Below are 17,881 nucleotides of genomic sequence, written 5' to 3'. Positions count from 1 at the left end.
AGGCGCCCCACCAGAACAATATCACTCCCCCGTTGCCCATCGTGCCCACACCACGTTTCCTGCCTGCTCTTTTCATTGTACTAGCCGCCAGCGCTGCGCCAGCGCTGGCGCAAAGCAAGCCGCCCAAAAAGCCGGTGCCACCGCCACCCGTTGCGGCCGATAAAGACGGCAAGCTGGTGTACGCGCCCGACTCGCTGGGCAACCGGGTACCCGACTTTTCCTACTGCGGCTACCGGGCGGGCGAGCAGGCTATTCCAATGGTGAGCATTCGGGTGCTGGTACCTGTGCAGACTGGTGATGCCACCGCTCGCATTCAGGCGGCGTTGGATTACGTGGCCGGGTTACCGCTGGGCAAGGATGGATTTCGGGGGGCAGTGTTGCTGGGCAAAGGCAAGCACGAAGTAGCCGGCCGGCTGCTGATACGAGCCTCGGGTGTGGTGCTGCGCGGCAGCGGCATGGGCGACGATGGCACCACCCTCGTCGGCACCGGTTACTCGCGCGACAACCTGATTACCTTGGCCGGCCGCAACGACCGGAAGCTGGAAACCGCGCAGCCCGTTACCGACAATTACGTGCCCGTAAATGCCCGCACCGTGCGGGTAGCCAATACCACCGGGTTCAAAGTCGGGGACCGGGTGCGCATCCAGCGCCCTTCCACCGCGGCCTGGATTCAAACGCTCGGCACTCAGAGCTTCGGCGGGGGCGAATCGGCGCTGGGCTGGAAACCCGGCCAGCGCGACTTGTTCTGGGACCGGCAAGTGGTGGCTGTTGATGCCAACGGCCTCACCCTGGACGCGCCCATCACCACGGCCCTTGATAAAACCTACGGCGGGGGCGCCGTGGCCCGCTACACCTGGCCGGGCCTGCTCACGCAGGTTGGCGTGGAGAATCTGCGGCTAGAATCGACGGTGGACGCCGTGAATCCCAAGGACGAGGACCACCGCTGGATGGCCGTGGTCCTCGACAACGTGCAGGATGCCTGGGTGCGGCAGGTGGCGTTTCGGCACTTTGCGGGCTCGGCGGTGTTGGCCCACGAAACCGCCCGCCGCGTGACGGTGGAGGACTGCATTTCCACCGAGCCGGTATCGGAAATCGGCGGCGAGCGGCGCAACACCTTCCTGACCAAGGGCCAGCAAACCCTGTTCCAGCGGCTCTACGCGCAGTCGGGCTACCACGATTTTGCCGTGGGCTACTGCGCCGCCGGCCCCAATGCCTTTGTGCAATGCGAGGCCGAAGACGCCAACAGTTTCAGCGGCGCCATCGACAGCTGGGCTTCGGGCACCTTGTTCGACATCGTGAAAGAATACGGCCAGGCCCTGCGCTTCGGCAACCGGGAGCAGGATGGCCAAGGCGCCGGCTGGGCCGCGGCCAACAGCGTGTTCTGGCAGTGCACCGCCGCCCGCGTCGATTGTTACCAGCCCCCAACGGCCCAGAACTGGGCGTTTGGCACCTGGGCCCAATTTGCCGGCAACGGCCACTGGGAACAGTCCAACGAACATATCCGCCCCCGCAGCCTCTACTACGCGCAGCTCCAGGACCGCCTCGGGGCCTCGGTGGCCAGCCGCGCCGTGCTCCTGCCGATTTCCACCGAAGCCTCCAGCAGTCCGCCCGTATCGGTGGCGCAGGAGCTGACGAAACTATCGGTGGAGGCCGCCCCTACTGTGTTGGCGTTCATCCAGGCCGCCCCGAGCCGGCAGCTCATTGCCACCCAAACTACTGCGCCGAGCATCGACAAGCTGAAGGTGAAACCCGCCGCCAAGCCCACGTATGCTGCCCCGCTGCAAGTGACGCGCGGCGTACTAACCCGCGGCAATGCCCTCGTGACGGGCCGCCGGCTGGACGTGCCGTGGTGGAATGGCAGCGCCCGGCCCTACGGCTTGCGCAACCCCAAGCCCCACGTCACGCGCTTCGTGCCCGGTATGACGGGCGCCGGCCTCACCGACGAGCTGCCGGAGATGACGGACTCGATGCGGGTGCAAAACGTGGTGGCCCTCAGCCACAACTACGGCCTGTGGTACGACCGGCGCCGCGACGACCACGAGCGGGTGAAGCGCATGGATGGCGAAGTATGGCCGCCGTTCTACGAGCTGCCCTTTGCCCGCAGTGGCCAGGGCACCGCCTGGGACGGCCTCAGCCGCTACGACCTCACCAAGTACAACCACTGGTACTGGAACCGCCTGGCCGAATTTGCCGACCTCGCCGACCAAAAAGGCCTCGTACTACTCAACCAGCACTATTTCCAGCACAACATCATCGAGGCCGGCGCCCACTACGCCGATTTCCCCTGGCGCCCGGTCAACAACCTCAACAACACCGGTTTCCCTGAGCCTGCCCCCTACGCCGGCGACAAGCGCATCTTCATGGCCGAGCAGTTCTACGACGTGACGGACGCCACCCGCCGGCCGCTGCACCGGGCCTACATCCGGCAGTGCCTCAACAACTTCGTGGGCAAAACCGGCGTCATTCACTTGATTGGGGCCGAATTCACGGGTCCGCTGGCCTTCGTGCAGTTCTGGCTGGATACCATTAAGGAGTGGGAAACGGAAACCGGCCAGCAAGCCACCATTGCCCTCAGCACCACCAAAGACGTACAGGATGCCATTCTGGCTGACCCCGCCCGCGCCGCCGTGGTTGACGTCATCGACATCAACTACTGGCACTACCAGTTCGACGGCAGCACCTACGCCCCGGCTGGCGGCCAGAACCTGGCCCCGCGCCAGCACGCCCGGTTGCTGAAGCCCAAGCGCAGCTCGTTCGAGCAGGTGTACCGGGCCGTGCGCGAGTACCGCCAGCAGTTCCCCACCAAAGCCGTGCTCTACTCCGCCGACAACTACGACACTTTCGGGTGGGCCGTGCTGCTAGCCGGCGGCTCCTTGGCCAGCGTGCCGCGCGTAGAGGATGCGCGTTTTGCCGCTGCCGTAGCAGCCATGACGCCGGTGGCGCTACCCGGCAAGCCTGCCGGCCAGTGGGCCCTGAGTGACGGCAAAACAGGCTTTGTGGTCTACCGTGAGGGTACCGCGCCCGTGCAGCTGGATTTGTCGGCCCTGAAAGGCTCGTTCACCGTCCGCCACATCAACCCGAAAACGGGTCAGGTAATTGCCTCCAAGGAAACGGTGAAAGGCGGGCAGTCGGTGACGCTGAACAGCCCTGCTACCGGCGCTGATGTGGTGTGGCTCGTTAAGAAATAAGGAAATGCAGCTTCTACAACACCTTCGTACGCTATGTAGAGACGCGATACTTCGCGTCTCGTCGTTGAACGACTGTGACCATGCAGTTATAACAACATCAGCAACGCGGAGACGCGAGGTGTCGCGTCTCTACACCGTATCAATTACGGCGCTGCTAGGTTTGCTAGCCTCCGCCCCGGCCCAAGCCGACGTGGTGCTGCCCCGCATCCTCGGGCATAATATGGTATTGCAGCGCAACAAGCCGCTGCCCATTTGGGGCACGGCCACGCCGGGCGAAGCAGTGACGGTGCAGTTTGGCCGCCAGCAGCAGCGTACTACCACCGATGCAGCGGGTCATTGGCAAGTAACCTTACAGCCGCTAACGGCCTCAGCGAAGCCAGCGGAGCTGGTGATTACAGGGCGCAACACCATTCGGCTGCACGATATTCTGGTGGGGGAAGTGTGGCTGGCCTCGGGGCAGTCGAACATGGAGTACACCATGCGCAAAAACAGCAAGGTGACGATTCCGGCCACCGAGGATGCCAGCCCGCTCACGGAACTGGACCGCGCCCACAACCCGGCCATCCGGATTTTTCTGGTGAACCGCAAAGAGCTGGTGAAGCCTGAGCCCCAGCATAAGGGCTGGAGCATCGCGCAGGATTCGGCCTTACGGTCATTTTCGGCCCCGGCCTATTTCTTCGCCAAGGAGCTGTACGACCATCTGAAAGTGCCCATCGGGGTTATTTCCTCCGCTATTCCGGGCAGCCGCATCGAGCCCTGGATTGCCGAAGAAGCTTTTGCGCAGGACCCGTACTACGCCAGCCAGAAAGTGGACGGTGACCCTGGCAAATTCTACGAGCCGATGATCCGGCCACTGGCGCCGCTGGCCTTGCGCGGGTTCCTGTGGTACCAGGGCGAATCCAACTGCTTTCTGAGCGAAACAACCAGCTACACGCACAAGCTGAACACCTTAATCGGCAACTGGCGCACCGCCTGGCACGACCCAACGCTGCCCTTCTACTATGTACAACTGGCCCCGTTCAAGTACTCGGAATCCAAGGACACCAAGGTGCCGCTGAACCGTGAAACGCTACCCAGGTTCCGGGAGGCGCAGGAAGCCGTACTGCAAACGCCGCACACCGGCCTGATTGTCACGACGGACCTGGTAACCAAGCTCGACGATATTCACCCGCCGTACAAGTGGAAAATCGGCCGGAGGCTAGCCTGGCTGGCCCTCGCCGACACGTATAAGCAGAAAAGCGTAGCCGCCGCCGGCCCCGTATTCGACCAGCTACAAATGAAAGGAGCCACGGTGGTAATATCCTACAAGCCGCTGAAAAGCCGCCTCATCAGCAATGACGGGCAGCCGCTCACCGACTTCGAAGTAGCCGGGTCCGATGGCGTATTTCGGCCGGCCCAGGCCCGCATTAAGGGCAAGCGCGTGCTGGTTTCGGCGCCCGAGGTGCCGCAGCCGCTGGCCGTACGCTTCGGCTGGGACGAAGTGGCCAAGCCCAATCTGTTTTCCAAAGCCGGATTGCCCGCCCGGCCTTTTCGCACCAGCACCTCGGCTACAGGTACCACCACAGCCACTACAGAAGCGGGCAAGTAGCGCCCTGCCTGACAAAGGAACCCGCCTGGAACCGGCTCCTGCTTAGCCTCTAGAATAGTATCAGTAAGTATTTACTAACTGCTCCGCCATGCACCCAAACCCACTCAATCGTCGGGAATTTCTGAAAGCCGGCTCTTTGCTCACGGCTGGCTTGCTCTTGCCCTGGGCCACTTCTTCGGCTAGCAGCAAGAAGCTGACCTACAAAATTGCCGTGGTGGACCTGATGATTCTGAAGCGGCAGAAGTTGGGGGCCTTGCAGCTTACTAAGGACATCGGGGCCGACGGCGTGGAAATTGATATGGGTGGCTTAGGCCAGCGCGAAACCTTTGATAACCAGCTAGCCAAGCCGGAAATCAGGCAGCAGTTTCTTGATAAAGCTAAGGAACTGAACCTGGAAATCTGCTCGTTGGCCATGACGGGCTTCTACGCCCAGTCCTTCGCCACCCGCCCCACCTACCAGCGCATGGTGCAGGACTGCCTCGACACCATGAAGGCCATGAACGTGAAGGTGGCTTTCCTGCCGCTCGGCACCCAGGGCGACCTAGTGAAGAACCCGGAGCTGCGCCCCGCCATTGTGGAGCGCCTGAAAGTAGTAGGCAAGATGGCCCAGAAAGCCGGTGTGGTAGTCGGCATCGAAACCTCCCTGGATGCCAAAGGCGAGGTGGAGCTGCTGCGCGAAATAGGCTCCAGGCACATCCAAATCTATTTCAACTTCTCGAACCCGCTCAAGGAAGGCCGCGACCTGCATCAAGAACTCAAGATTCTGGGCCGCAAGCGTATCTGCCAGATGCACGCCACCGACGAAGACGGCGTGTGGCTGGAAAACAACACCCGCCTCGACATGCGCAAAGTCAAGCAGACATTAGCTGAAATGGGCTGGGAAGGTTGGCTGGTGATTGAACGCTCACGCGACGCCAACGACGCCCGCAACGTGAAAAGAAATTTCGGAGCCAATACGGCATATTTGAAGTCGATTTTTCAAGCCAGTTAGGAGGAAAAACAGCTCAATTCCGCTTGGAAATAGTAACTATATTGTATATACAATACAAACGATTGGCTGAGTCATCACTTACCAGCACAATTATGTGCTTGACCTCGAACTATTTCTCGTGAATTAGTGCTTTGGTAATCCTGAAAGCGGGTTTTTAGCCCGTACCGGAAGCCACATGATAATATCGTATAACAAGTTGCCTAAAAGGTGCATAGCTGCCTCTTGGGGAGGGTGTAACTTGCTGCTGTACTGAAGCCACTCCTCAATTATGCACCACACCTTTCGCAGCTATCTATTTGCCGGGGTTTTATCTGTTACCGCTGTGGTTTCAGCTGCCGCTCAAACCACCCCGCCAACGGAAACCAAAGAGGCAGCTTATACGCGCACCATCAACGAGCGAGCCGACAAGATTGTGGCAACGCTAGGTTCTTTGAACGCCAAAACCAGCGGTCAGGTTCGGGATATTATTGCCGGCCAGTACCGGGCGCTCAACGAGATTCACGAAAAGCAGAAAGCCCAGGTAACCGCTATCAAGGCAAAACCACAGGACGAAGCCACCAAGGCTGAGCTGGAGAAGTCGGAAGCGGCCACGAATGCCGCCCTCGATAAGCTTCACGCGCAATACCTCAAAAAATTGGAGCGCCACCTTACGGCCGCCCAGGTTGAGAAAGTGAAAGACGGCATGACTTACAGCGTGGCTCCCAACACGATGCGCGCTTACAATGATATGCTGCCCAACCTAACCGAGGCGCAGAAAGCACAGATGCTGGCCTGGTTGGTAGAAGCCCGGGAGCACGCCATGGATGCTAGCACCTCGGAAAAAAAGCACGCGTGGTTTGGCAAATACAAAGGCAAGATCAACAACTACCTCTCGGCGGCGGGTATCGACATGAACCAGGCCGGCAAGGACTGGCAGGCCCGCATAGCCGAGCGTAAGGCAGCCGAAGCCACTCAACCCGCAAAATAAAAATTCCCCCACACAGCATGTGTTTTCCCACAAATCAACTGCTATGACCCGTTTTGTACCCCTACTTCCTCCCCGCCCGCTTAGCACCAGCCAACAGGCTGCGTATGCCATGTTAGCCGGCTTTTTGCTTAGCGCTGGCGTAGCCAGCGCCGCTGTGGCCAGCCCGGCTGTAGGCTCTGCACCCACCGTGTCTTCCGCAGCCTTTATCAACCTGACCGGCACGGTGCGGGATGCCAAAGGCGAAGGCATACCAGGGGTTAGCGTGGTCATTAAAGGCACCACTACGGGCACCGCTACCGATGCCAAAGGTGTGTTCCGCCTCAACGTGCCCACCGGCAACGAAACGCTGGTTATCAGCTCCATTGGCTTCAAAAAGCAGGAAGTAGCCATTGGCGGCCGCTCCAGCCTTGATGTGGTGCTGGTTGATGATGCGGCTGCCTTGGATGAGGTAGTGGTAGTAGCCTACGGCACTCAGTCTAAAGTGAGCCTCACAGGAGCCGTAGCTACTGTGGATATGAAGGCCATTGAGGAGTTGCCAGTAGGCAGCCTCTCCACCGCCATTGCCGGCCAAAACCCCGGCGTGGGCGTGAGCGGCGGCACTGCCCGCCCCGGCGAGAAAGGCCAGATTACGGTTCGTAACCCGGTTGTTCTCTCCAAAGACGGCGGTACTACTCGCCCACTCTATGTAATTGACAATGTGGTGCGCACGGAGGAAGACTTCAACCTGCTCGACCAGTCGGAGGTAGAGGCTATATCGGTGCTTAAGGATGCGGCGGCGGCCATCTACGGGGCGCGCTCCAACCAGGGCGTAGTGGTGGTGGCCACCAAGCGCGGCAAAGCCGGCCCAGCCAAATTCTCCTATAGTGGCTCGGTGGGGATGTCAGATGCGCGCCTGCCTACCATGATGAGCGGTGTGGAACACGCCACTTACCTCAACGACCTGAACTTCTACCGGGGCCGTCCCGCTACGGACCCGCTGATTTACACGCCCGACGAGCTGGAGTACTTCGCCAACAACAGCACCAACTGGCTGGAGCAGGCCTGGAAGCCCTCGACCCTGACCCGTAACGCGCTGAACGTGAGCGGCGGCAGCGACAGGGCTACGTATTTCGCGGGTGTGTCGTACAACCGCCAGAATGGCAACTTCGACAATATCAATTCCGATAAGTGGACGTTCCGGGCCAGCACCGACGTAACGGTGGCTACCGGCCTGAAAGCGGGCCTCTCGCTGAGCGGCGACTTGTACAAGTCGCAGACGTATTACTTCAAGCAGGGCACCGAAAGCCCGGACAACGACATGAGGTCGTTGCTCTTTACGCCTAAGTTCGGGGCCTTCTACATTGACGGCAAGCCGGCGTACTCGGCGCCGGGTTTCGGCAATACCAACAGCGTGGATGCCACTCACTTCTTTGAAGTGCAAAAATCCAACAACTATACCTCGCAACGCAACACCGGCCTGAACCTGACGGCCAACATCGACTACGACATTCCGTTTCTGAAGGGCTTGAAGGCGCGGGTGCTCTACAGCCGTACCCTCGACAACAACTTCGGCAAGCAGTTTGGTACCAGCTACGTAGTAACCGAATACCGAGGCCTGGGCACGAACCGGCACATTCCGGGGGGCGACGTGGTGCAGCAGCGCACGCTACGCAACGGTGACATTGTGCGGGTGGTACCCAGCTACAACGACACCTACCAGTTCAACGGCTACCTGAACTACGAGCAGCAGTTCGGCCAGCACCACGTTTCGGCGCTGGCGTTCTTCGAGCAGGCCGAGACAAAATTCGACCAGACGGCTAGTTACAAGACCGGCATCGTACCGGGGGGCCTCGATAACATGCGCTTCGCTACGGGCGACATGGTAACCGAGGAAAGCACTTCGGAATCGGGCATCCTCTCCTACGCCGGCCGCATCAACTACAACTTCGCCAACAAGTACTTTGTGGAGCTGGCCATGCGCTACGACGGCTCCACCAACTTTGCGCCGGAGCATCGCTGGGGCCTGTTCCCTTCTTTGTCGGCGGGCTGGGTACTTTCCGAGGAAAGATTCTTCCCGAAAGGCAACGGCGTTAATTTCCTGAAAATCCGCGGCTCGGTGGGCTTGCTGGGCGGGGACGCCACCCGCGCCTACAACTGGCAGGAAAACTACCGCTTCGAGATTGGCAAAGGCGCGGTATTTGGCGGCAACGCCGACCGCACCCTCACCGTGTCGCCGAACAACGCGCTGGCCAACCGCAACGCGCAGTGGGATGAGAACCGGAAGTACAACGCTGGTATCGACGCTCGGTTCCTGAATAACCGCCTCTCCGTCAGCGCCGATGGCTTCCTCGACCAGCGCCGGAACATGCTTACGTCGATTACCTCTTCGGCCCCGCTGCTGATTGGCGCACCGCTGCCCTCAGAAAACTACGCGGCTATTGATGGGTTCGGCTACGAACTGTCGGTGGGCTACGGCGACAAAATCACCAACGATTTATCGTACCGGGTGAATACGTTCCTGTCGTGGAACGACGACAAGCAAATCAGAGTGGACGTGGAGCGAGGCAAACTTGGGCAGTTTGATGACCCAACCGGCCGCTCACGGGACCAGGGCGTACTTGGCTACAAGTATCTGGGCATGTTCCGGACCCAGGAAGACATTGATGCCTTCTTCCAGGCCAACCCGCAGCTCAACCCCACAACCTTCACTCAGTTCGGCGACAAGCCGGCGCCGGGGATGCTGTACTACGAAGACATCCGCGGCCCCAAAGACGCCTCTGGTAACTACACGGAGCGTGATGGTAAAATCACGGAGGACGACGTAACATTTCTGAACAGGAAGGCCAGCAACCACTACAGTATTGGTCTCAACCCCAGCGTGTCGTATAAGGGCCTCACCGTTCAGATAACTATGGGCATGTCGTTTGGGGGCCAGGCGCTGGTAGAAGGAGTTGCCCGCACCGTGGCCACGCCTACCGCCAACCGGCCGGAGTTCTGGGCCGACCACTGGGCACCCGACAATACGGATGCGAAGTACCCATCACCGGGCACCGCCAACACTTATAACCGCACTTCCGAGTTCTGGTACCGCAGCTCCCTGACGGCCAGCATGCGCAACGCCACTGTTTCTTATACCCTGCCTACCGCCTTCGTAAGTCGGGCCAATATCAGCAGCGTGAAAGTATTCTTTGTGGCAGTTAACCCTATCAACTTCTACAACCCCTACAGCTACAAAACCTACTCGGGTAGCTACGATGCCTACCCCACGCTCCGGTCGTTGTCGCTGGGTTTGAACGTTGGCTTCTAATTTTCTCTGCACTCATGAAATTCACTCGCATAGCTGCCCTTCTCGCTTTTTCGGCTTCCGCGCTGACCATTGCGGGCTGCAAAGACACGCTGGACAAGATTGACCTTTCCGCCGCCAGCGAAGAGCTGGTGTTCCAGAACGAAACCATTGCGTTTCTCAACCTGAGCTACATCTACGACCAGAACCTACCCACTTGGTTCGGCCAGACGGGTGTGGGGCTGGGCAGCCAGAACCCCAGCGGCCTGTCAGAAGAAGCGGCCTCCGACAACGACTACCTCCGCGGCGTGGTAACGCAGAACACTGTAACGGATTTTGGCACGGCGCTGGCGGCCAACAACAACTACGGTAAGATCCGGACCATCAACATGTTTATCCGGGGCCTCGAACGGTCGCCGATTCCAACCCAGCCGCGCAACCTGCTCAAAGGCGAGGCGCTGTTCTTCCGCGCGTACCGCTATTTCGACTTGGTACGCATATACGGCGGGGTACCCTTGGTGCTCACGCCACAGCAGGCAGTAGGTCCGGAAGCGCGTGATGCCGCCTACCTACCGCGCAATACCACCACTGAGTGCTTCAACCAGATTGTTGCCGACTTGGATTCTGCTATTGCCTACCTGCCGGGCAAGTGGACTGCCAGCGGCAGCTGGGGCCGCATCACGAGCGGTGCCGCTGCTGCCTTTAAAGCTCGCGCTCTGCTTTACGCCGCCAGCCCGCAGTTCAACCCTTCTGATGATGCCACCAAATGGCAGCGGGCCTTTGCCGCCAGCCAGCAGGCCCGGACGCTACTGAGTGCCAACGGCTTTGGCTTGCACGCCTCGTTCGACCAATTGTGGTTTCAGGAGGCAAACAACCCCGAGGCCGTGCTGGTAACGGGCTACAACACCACCGCCAACGGCACCCAGAACGCCAAGAACAACCAATACGACAATGCCACCCGGCCTTCGTACACGGGTACGGGCGGCGGCTCCAACCGGCCTACCTGGGATTTGGCCAAGGCCTTCCCGATGCTCGACGGCAAGAAGCCCGGCGAATCGACCAAATACGCTTACAGTACGCAGCTGTTCTACAAAAACCGGGACCCCCGGTTCGGCAAGACCATTGCCTACAACGGCGCCAACTGGCCTCTGAACGGCAACGCCAACTACAAGCTCTGGACGTATCTGCGGGGTACTACCAGCGTGGAGCCCTCCGGCGCTACCCCTACCAGCTTCTACCTGCGTAAAGCCATTAACCCTACGGTAGCAGCCAACACGGTAAACATCGTCGGAACCGACTGGATTGAGATTCGCTATGCCGAGGTGCTGCTGAACCTGGCCGAAGCTGCCTGCGGGGTGGGTAACCTCACGGAGGCCTACACCCAGCTCCGGGCCATTCGGGCGCGGGCCGGCATCGAAGCCGGCACCGGCGACTATGGTTTGCAAGCGGGCATGAGCCGGGCACAAATGTTCGACGCCATCCTGTATGAGCGGCAAATTGAGCTGGCTTTCGAAGGCAAGCGGTTCTGGGATTTGCGCCGCTGGAAAAAGTTTGAAACCACTCTCAACGGCAAGCGCCGTGAGGGCCTGATCATCACACTGAAAACCACTGGCGTACCCACCGATTTCGCCACCACTCGCGACAACCTCGACATCGACCAGGTGTATACCAACTACTTCACCATCACGACTCGGGTACTGGATGGGACGACAGCGGCAACCTACCCCGATGGCATCAAGTGGAAGCCGGAGTATTACTTCTTCGCGCTACCCCAGCAGTCCATCGACAACAACCCGCAGCTGATTCAGAACAACACCTGGGGCGGCGCTTTCGACCCGCTGCAATAGCCAGTAGTTGATTAGATCAGCTTACTACTACAACCAACCGCCCCCTGACTAGTTAGTTGGGGGGCGGTTGGCTTTAAAGGTAATTAGTAGCCATTGTGCGGCGCATTTACGTACAGGCCTCATCTTTGTGTCTAACCCAATCGTATGGCCACCTTTCGCCAGAAATTTCTGAAGCTGCTGTATCCACTCATTATGCGCTTGTCGGGCTCGGGCAGCCGGGGGCAGGTGCTGGAAAACAAGCAGGCTAAACCAGCTACTACTCCCTTTTATAACCTGACCGGGCAACTCAACAACGGCCAGGATTTACCGTTCGGGAACCTAAAAGGCAAAAAGGTGCTGCTGGTGAATACGGCCTCTAATTGCGGCTACACCAACCAGTACGAGGAACTCCAGCAGCTTTCCGAACAATATGCCGATCAACTGGTGGTGCTGGGCTTTCCGGCCAATGACTTTGCGGAGCAGGAAAAGGCCAACGACCATGCCATTCAGGAATTCTGCCAGGTGAACTTCGGGGTGTCGTTTCCGCTGATGAAGAAAAGCGTGGTAGTGAAAGCCAACGAACAAAACCCGGTGTACCGCTGGCTTTCTGAAACCAAGCAGAACGGCTGGAACGAGCAGGCACCGGTCTGGAACTTCGCCAAGTACCTCGTTGATGAAAACGGCCGCCTGACTCACTACTTCGGTCCGGCCGTTTCACCGCTCAGCGACGCCGTTACGCAACACATAGCGCGTCGTTAACCCACTTATTTGTTGGTTCTGGCGGCTGACCTGCTGGCTTATTTCGCTATGCTGAATACTTCGCTATTAGTCAACTTGTAGCAACTAAGGCTTGTTTGCTGGCTGCATTAGGCTGTCCGGAGTTGGCTGTTGCCGCAACGTCAGTCTACAAGATTTCTCGGCTAGATTCAAGTTGTGGTCCGCTAGAAGTTGTGTCCGGTCTATATAGCTTCAAGCTAACAGGCTGAGACGTAGCGCTGCGGCCGTGCCGGCTCCAGCTAGGGTGTTGAGCAAGTTCACAGTGTTATTCGACAATAAGCCCCGCCGCTCAAGAGTGGCACCGAGCAAAGAATCCACTAGGTTCCCGGCTGTGCCAGCCACCAGCAGCCACCAGAGCCACGGCCCCCACCCATAGCTCAGGCAGTAGGCCACCGCTATTACACCACTGCCAGCTACCCCCAGCAAGGTGCCTTCCACGCTTACAACTCCGTTTTCGCCTCGTTTATCTGGGCGGAAAGTGAGGATATTCACGTACCGGCTACCGTAAATATTGCCCAATTCCGAAGCCAGCGTATCGGCGGTGGCAGCTGCAAAACTGCCGGCCAGCATCAGGATAGCAAGAGGGGCAAAAGCCGGATACGGCCAGCTCAGCAGCGCCAAGCCCCCCGCTACCCCAGCGTTGGCCACCACCTGCCCGGCCGTACGGCGGCCCCGGTTTTCCTCGGCCAGCCCCAGCCGGCGCTTATCAGCCACGCGCCATGCCGAAGCCGCCGTGCCGAGCCCGAAAAACAGCCCCAGCAACCCCAGCCCCAGATACCCGGCTCCTAGAAAAATAAGCAACCCCAGGCCACCTCCCACCCACACCCCAGCCGGCGTGAGTTTGCGGGCCCGGCTGCTGTACCCCATTCCCACCCCAAGCAGCAACAACACCGGGGCCACATGCAAAACAAGTCTCATGGCAGGAAGATAAAGCCCGCCTTACTGGCGGCGAAGGTTTCACTGCCTCGGGCAGCAGGCATAGTCCCCTGATTACGAATATTTTAATACGTCACCTCCAATGGCGAAGCCAGCCGCTTAGCGTACGTAGCCAGATATTGGTCCCACTCAGCAGCCGTTTTGAACTGGTTGCTCTTGGTCCAGCCGAAGCCGGCGTAATACACCAGCTTGTTGGCCTGGGGCGTAGCTATTACCAACAGGTGGCTTTGCTCTTTGGCTTTGGTGCGGTGGTCTTTCCAGTTTTGCACCTGGCCGGGCGCTAGCACCACGCCGGTTCCCACAAAGGCATCGTCCATGGGCTCCCAGTAGCGGAACCAGCCTTGCTGCGGTTCGCCTTTCACTTCGCCCCGCACGCCCTTGGGCTCGGCGTGCAACGTGGTGCCAATAGTGACGTTGGGCAGCGGCTTGTCGGCGGAAATGTGCTCCTCGAAACGGGTTAGGTTGGAGCCCAGGTCGATGCTCAGGATTTTCTTTTCCGTAACGGTGCGGCCACCCGCTTGCCAAGGGGCGTAGCTCAGCTCGAACAGCGTGCGAATGGGGCCGTTGGCTAGCGTTTTAGTGCCAGTGAAGTTGCGCGAAACGTACAGCGAATCGTTTTCCCAGATACCAATACCCGCAAAGCCGCGGCTGTCGCCCACATGGTAAGGGTCGTAGCCTTCGCCACGGTCTTTGTGGTAGAAGCCGGCTTCCTTCACGTGGCCGGCGTACCATTTGTCGATGATGGGATAGGGTACGCGCTTCAGCCAGCAGTCCATGCCGCTGGTGAGCGTGCCGCCGGGCTGCTTGGCCACTACCAGGCGCTCGGCCTCGGGGCCGTAGGTACGAAATGCCACCCGGTCGTTTTCCCAGGTGTAGTCGTCGGTGCGCTCGGGCACGAGGCGGGCAAACGTGGTGTAAGGGCTTTTCGGTTGCTGAGCGGCAGCATTAGCCGCGCCGGTTATCGTAAACTTCTGGCTGGCATTGGCCTTGATGTCGGTTTGAAACAGCAGCTCGTCCACGGTACCGTCACCGTTGTTGTCTACGGCCTGGCTGACAATGGCCTTGCCGCTGGCATCCTTCACCAGCAGGTTTTTAGCGCCGTATTTTTTCACCAAAACAGCCAGGCGGCTGGCCGGAATACTGATGGTTTCCGCTGAGCGGTTGATGTTCAGCTTATTGCGGACCGTAACCGTTTGGGTATTGGGGGCTGGGGATACGGCGCCCAAAAGCGAGGCAGACAACAGCAACGCGGGTACGGCTCCGGGGTGGAAAGGAAAGCGCATGAGCAGAAAAATTGTAGCGTAGATGAGGCGCAAAGTAGAAGGTAACTTTCAACTAACCTTGCCTTCTCTGCCAATTGTTCAGCTTTCCTTATTTCAATCAAGCCGCCTTCGCACACCTTCGTTGAGCTACTTTTGCTTTGTATACGGGCTAGCCATTGAACTCTCGGTAGAGCTAAATACCAACAGAAACCCACGAACTGCTTCACAACAAAGTAGTGCCACACTATAGCGTGTTTGGGTTTCTTGCCGGCTAGCCACCCTATGCTTGGGCCAACGGTGGAACGCGCCGTAAGTAATGCTGCAAAAGTGCACTTGCGCTACACCATAAAAGCTATTTGAACCGCTCGAACGTGCTGCTGGCCTAGGCTGCCATAACCAGTAATTGAGAAGTTCAATGGAATTAAAATAATAATATGCTAGGAAAACTGAATTATTTCAAGCTAACTTTAGACTTCTCTTCTATCTGCGCTGGAGTTATCTGCTTCTGTTTCTCACCTGTTGCTATTTTATTTCGTGGCTGATTCTACTAACGTTTCGCTTACCGCCTCGTGGCGGCTGGGTTTGTTGTTGTTACTACTAGCAAACTCTCACCTGGGCTGGGGCCAAACTTCCTCTTCCGGTGCGGCTCCTGTTGTTGTAACGGCCCGGTACCGGCAGCTCCCGGCCACAACGGACGTCCACTTCGAGGACTTGAAGTACGGCAAGACAGCCGGCTTTATTTTCACCAAAGACGATGGGGAAGCCACGGATACCAGTGCTGTGATGCCCGTGCTCAACGGGGGTACCGCAGCCAATGGCATTACTTATCCAGGCGCTTATTACACCGATGGCGCCGGGCTGCCCGTGAAGTTTCACTACACTTTTGCCGTTAATACCGCCACCATCAATAATAATTGGCGCTCATACACCAAGGCGCTGGCCAAGGGGGATAACCTGGCGAACCACTCTCACTTGCACGATAACGCCTACAACGCGTGGCGGGCTATCAAAGACCCCGAACAGGCCGCTTACGATAAGCTGGGAGTTCGGATGCGGACCTTGGTTATCCCAGCCGACTTTGCCGGCTACACCGCCAACTCGCTTTATCTGGGCTACAAATTCATTGGGTCTACGTTTGCGCCCAATGCTATTGATGGCTACGCGTCCGACATTCAGTGGAACGACAAGCTGCGGATTGCAACTTTCAACCCGAACCGTATTCTGGCCAGCCGGGCCAACCTGGACGGCAAATGGATGGAAGCCGGGCAGCCAACCATCCGGTTTTTCATCGACGATTTGCTGGCCCAAAGCTCGAATGGCGTTAAGCTGATTGGCCATGCATTTTCCCACGGCCCCGGCAACTCGGAAATCGACGGCTTCAAACGCTTTGTTGATTACCTGCTAACGCACCCCAACAACAACGACCGAGTGTGGCTGGCCGGGCAGCAGGAAGTAATGGAGTACTACGAAGTCCGCGACTATTTCCTGACCAACCCCAGCCGGATAACGAAAGCCGTGGCCGGCAACGTAGTAACTTATACGTTCGATGCCTCGGGCTTGCCAGCCGAGGGACTACTGCGCGACTTTTGCCTGCGCCTGCCCGCTACCAACCTAACCAGCGTAACCGTCAGCGGTGCCGATACGGCTTCCTACAACCTAAGCACTGGGTTAGTGAACGTGTATCTGAAAAATGCGGCCGTCAAGGACCCTCGTACCGACACTGCCCCGCCCCAGATTCTTACTGCACTAGTCTCCCCTACCAACCCGAAAGTCATTGACTTGGTGTACAGTAAGAACGTAACCCAAACGGAGGCGGGCTTTTCGGTGGCGGGCAACACCTTGGTGCAGCTTACGGGCAGCGGCCAGCGGTGGCAGCTGCACCTGCTCAACGACTGGCTCCCCACCCAAACGGTGACGTACCTCTTGCAAACCGGCGACGCAACGGAAACCGGCAATGCTACGAATAAGGTGTGCAGCCACCTCAGCTATCTGGTATCGCGCGAGGAAATAGATGCAGATTCTACGGATAATACCCGGCCGCTGCATTTCCGAAATTACCTCTGGCAAAACCTGGATGGCACGTACACCAACCGGGGTACCGCTCCCTACCAGCAAACCATTGCCACTGAAACCATAGCCGCCGGGCAAGAAGCGCGCATATTCTGGCGCAAAACGGCAACCGACGGTATGGCGTTAGGCTTTGCTACCACCGATGCCGCGCACGAGGCCCTGGGCATGGCGGGCATTGAGGCGGGCATCATGTTCTCCAGCGACAACCTTCGCCTGATTAATCAAGGAGTTGATAGCTACAATGGCTCGCCCATTGCCGCTTACTACGGGCTGTTGCGCATGGCCGATGGCACCATTGTTCTGCAAAGCAGCCCAAACGGCGTAACCTGGACGAATGGCCCAGCTTTCTCCCTGGCTTCCACGGCCAAGCTCTACGTGATAACCACCATGCGGGGCAACCTAAGTGCCTCGCCCCTAACGCAGCCCAGAATCGAGTTGCTGGGGCCCATCGTGGCCATGCCGCTGCCCGTTACGCTCAGCAGCTTTACCGCCACACGACACGCAGATGGCGGTGTAGCCGTGCGCTGGAGCACAGCCACGGAAACCAACAATGCCTACTTCGAAGTTCAGCATGCGGCCGCTGAACAAGCTTTCCGGACGGTAGCCAAAGTGCCCGGCCAGGGCCAAAGCACCCGAACCCACACTTACGCCGTGCAACACCGACCGGCGGCCGGCCTGAATTACTACCGTCTTCGGCAGGTAGATGCCGATGGCACTGCTACGTTTTCTCCGGTGGTGGCCGTGGCGTCCGCTCAGGAGCTAAGCCTCTACCCTAATCCGGCCCATACGCAGCTAACCCTGGTGGCTCCAACCGGTGCTACCAGCTACCGGGTGCGCAACATGCTGGGCGAGGTGCTGTTACAAGGCACTATTTCGGCGGGCCCGGTGCTGCTGGAGGTGAGTCAGTTGCCGAATAGCATCTATCAAGTGGAGGTGCTTTCAGCCGCCGAACGTACCACTTGTAAGTTCGTCAAAGAATAACCCCCTATTTCGCCACCGAGGTAAGTCTGGGTC

General features: G+C 58.8%; 10 protein-coding genes. 8 read left to right on the top strand and 2 right to left on the bottom strand.

The window, feature by feature from the left end; genetic code table 11:
- Nucleotides 1-41 precede the first annotated feature (41 nt).
- From J0X19_RS01705 to J0X19_RS01675, 7 genes are all read left to right on the top strand, one after another.
- Nucleotides 42-3,188, top strand: coding sequence for a DUF6298 domain-containing protein (locus tag J0X19_RS01705; RefSeq protein WP_206980147.1), 3,147 nt, complete (start codon nucleotides 42-44; stop codon nucleotides 3,186-3,188).
- Nucleotides 3,189-3,306: 118 nt separating this feature from the next.
- Entirely contained in the window at nucleotides 3,307-4,776 is a 1,470-nt protein-coding gene (locus tag J0X19_RS01700) for a sialate O-acetylesterase (protein WP_206980146.1), read from the top strand.
- Nucleotides 4,777-4,864: 88 nt separating this feature from the next.
- On the top strand, nucleotides 4,865-5,767 hold the full coding sequence (locus J0X19_RS01695) for a sugar phosphate isomerase/epimerase family protein (RefSeq protein WP_206980145.1): 903 nt from the start codon (nucleotides 4,865-4,867) through the stop codon (nucleotides 5,765-5,767).
- A 268-nt stretch (nucleotides 5,768-6,035) separates the two neighbouring features.
- Complete coding sequence (locus J0X19_RS01690) at nucleotides 6,036-6,734, top strand: DUF3826 domain-containing protein (protein ID WP_206980144.1); 699 nt, start codon at nucleotides 6,036-6,038, stop codon at nucleotides 6,732-6,734.
- A gap of 43 nt (nucleotides 6,735-6,777) precedes the next feature.
- Complete coding sequence (locus J0X19_RS01685; RefSeq protein WP_206980143.1) at nucleotides 6,778-10,020, top strand: SusC/RagA family TonB-linked outer membrane protein; 3,243 nt, start codon at nucleotides 6,778-6,780, stop codon at nucleotides 10,018-10,020.
- A gap of 14 nt (nucleotides 10,021-10,034) precedes the next feature.
- Nucleotides 10,035-11,843, top strand: coding sequence for a RagB/SusD family nutrient uptake outer membrane protein (locus tag J0X19_RS01680; RefSeq protein ID WP_206980142.1), 1,809 nt, complete (start codon nucleotides 10,035-10,037; stop codon nucleotides 11,841-11,843).
- A gap of 144 nt (nucleotides 11,844-11,987) precedes the next feature.
- Nucleotides 11,988-12,581: a glutathione peroxidase gene (locus J0X19_RS01675; RefSeq protein WP_242581809.1), complete on the top strand. Its 594-nt coding sequence runs from the start codon at nucleotides 11,988-11,990 to the stop codon at nucleotides 12,579-12,581.
- A 210-nt stretch (nucleotides 12,582-12,791) separates the two neighbouring features.
- On the opposite strand, the gene J0X19_RS01670 is transcribed toward J0X19_RS01675, so the two are convergent.
- Nucleotides 12,792-13,517, bottom strand: coding sequence for a DUF92 domain-containing protein (locus J0X19_RS01670; protein ID WP_206980141.1), 726 nt, complete (start codon nucleotides 13,515-13,517; stop codon nucleotides 12,792-12,794).
- A gap of 83 nt (nucleotides 13,518-13,600) precedes the next feature.
- Entirely contained in the window at nucleotides 13,601-14,818 is a 1,218-nt protein-coding gene (locus J0X19_RS01665; protein ID WP_206980140.1) for a DUF4861 domain-containing protein, read from the bottom strand.
- Nucleotides 14,819-15,331: 513 nt separating this feature from the next.
- On the opposite strand from J0X19_RS01665, the gene J0X19_RS25080 reads away from it, so the two are divergent.
- Complete coding sequence (locus J0X19_RS25080; protein WP_206980139.1) at nucleotides 15,332-17,848, top strand: T9SS type A sorting domain-containing protein; 2,517 nt, start codon at nucleotides 15,332-15,334, stop codon at nucleotides 17,846-17,848.
- The last annotated feature ends 33 nt before the right edge of the window (nucleotides 17,849-17,881 follow it).

Source organism: Hymenobacter telluris, from assembly GCF_017313265.1.
In the GTDB taxonomy this organism is placed as follows: Bacteria; Bacteroidota; Bacteroidia; order Cytophagales; family Hymenobacteraceae; genus Hymenobacter; species Hymenobacter telluris.
The sequence above is the reverse complement of the archived record's forward strand: the minus strand, read 5'-3'. Positions and strand labels throughout refer to the sequence as shown.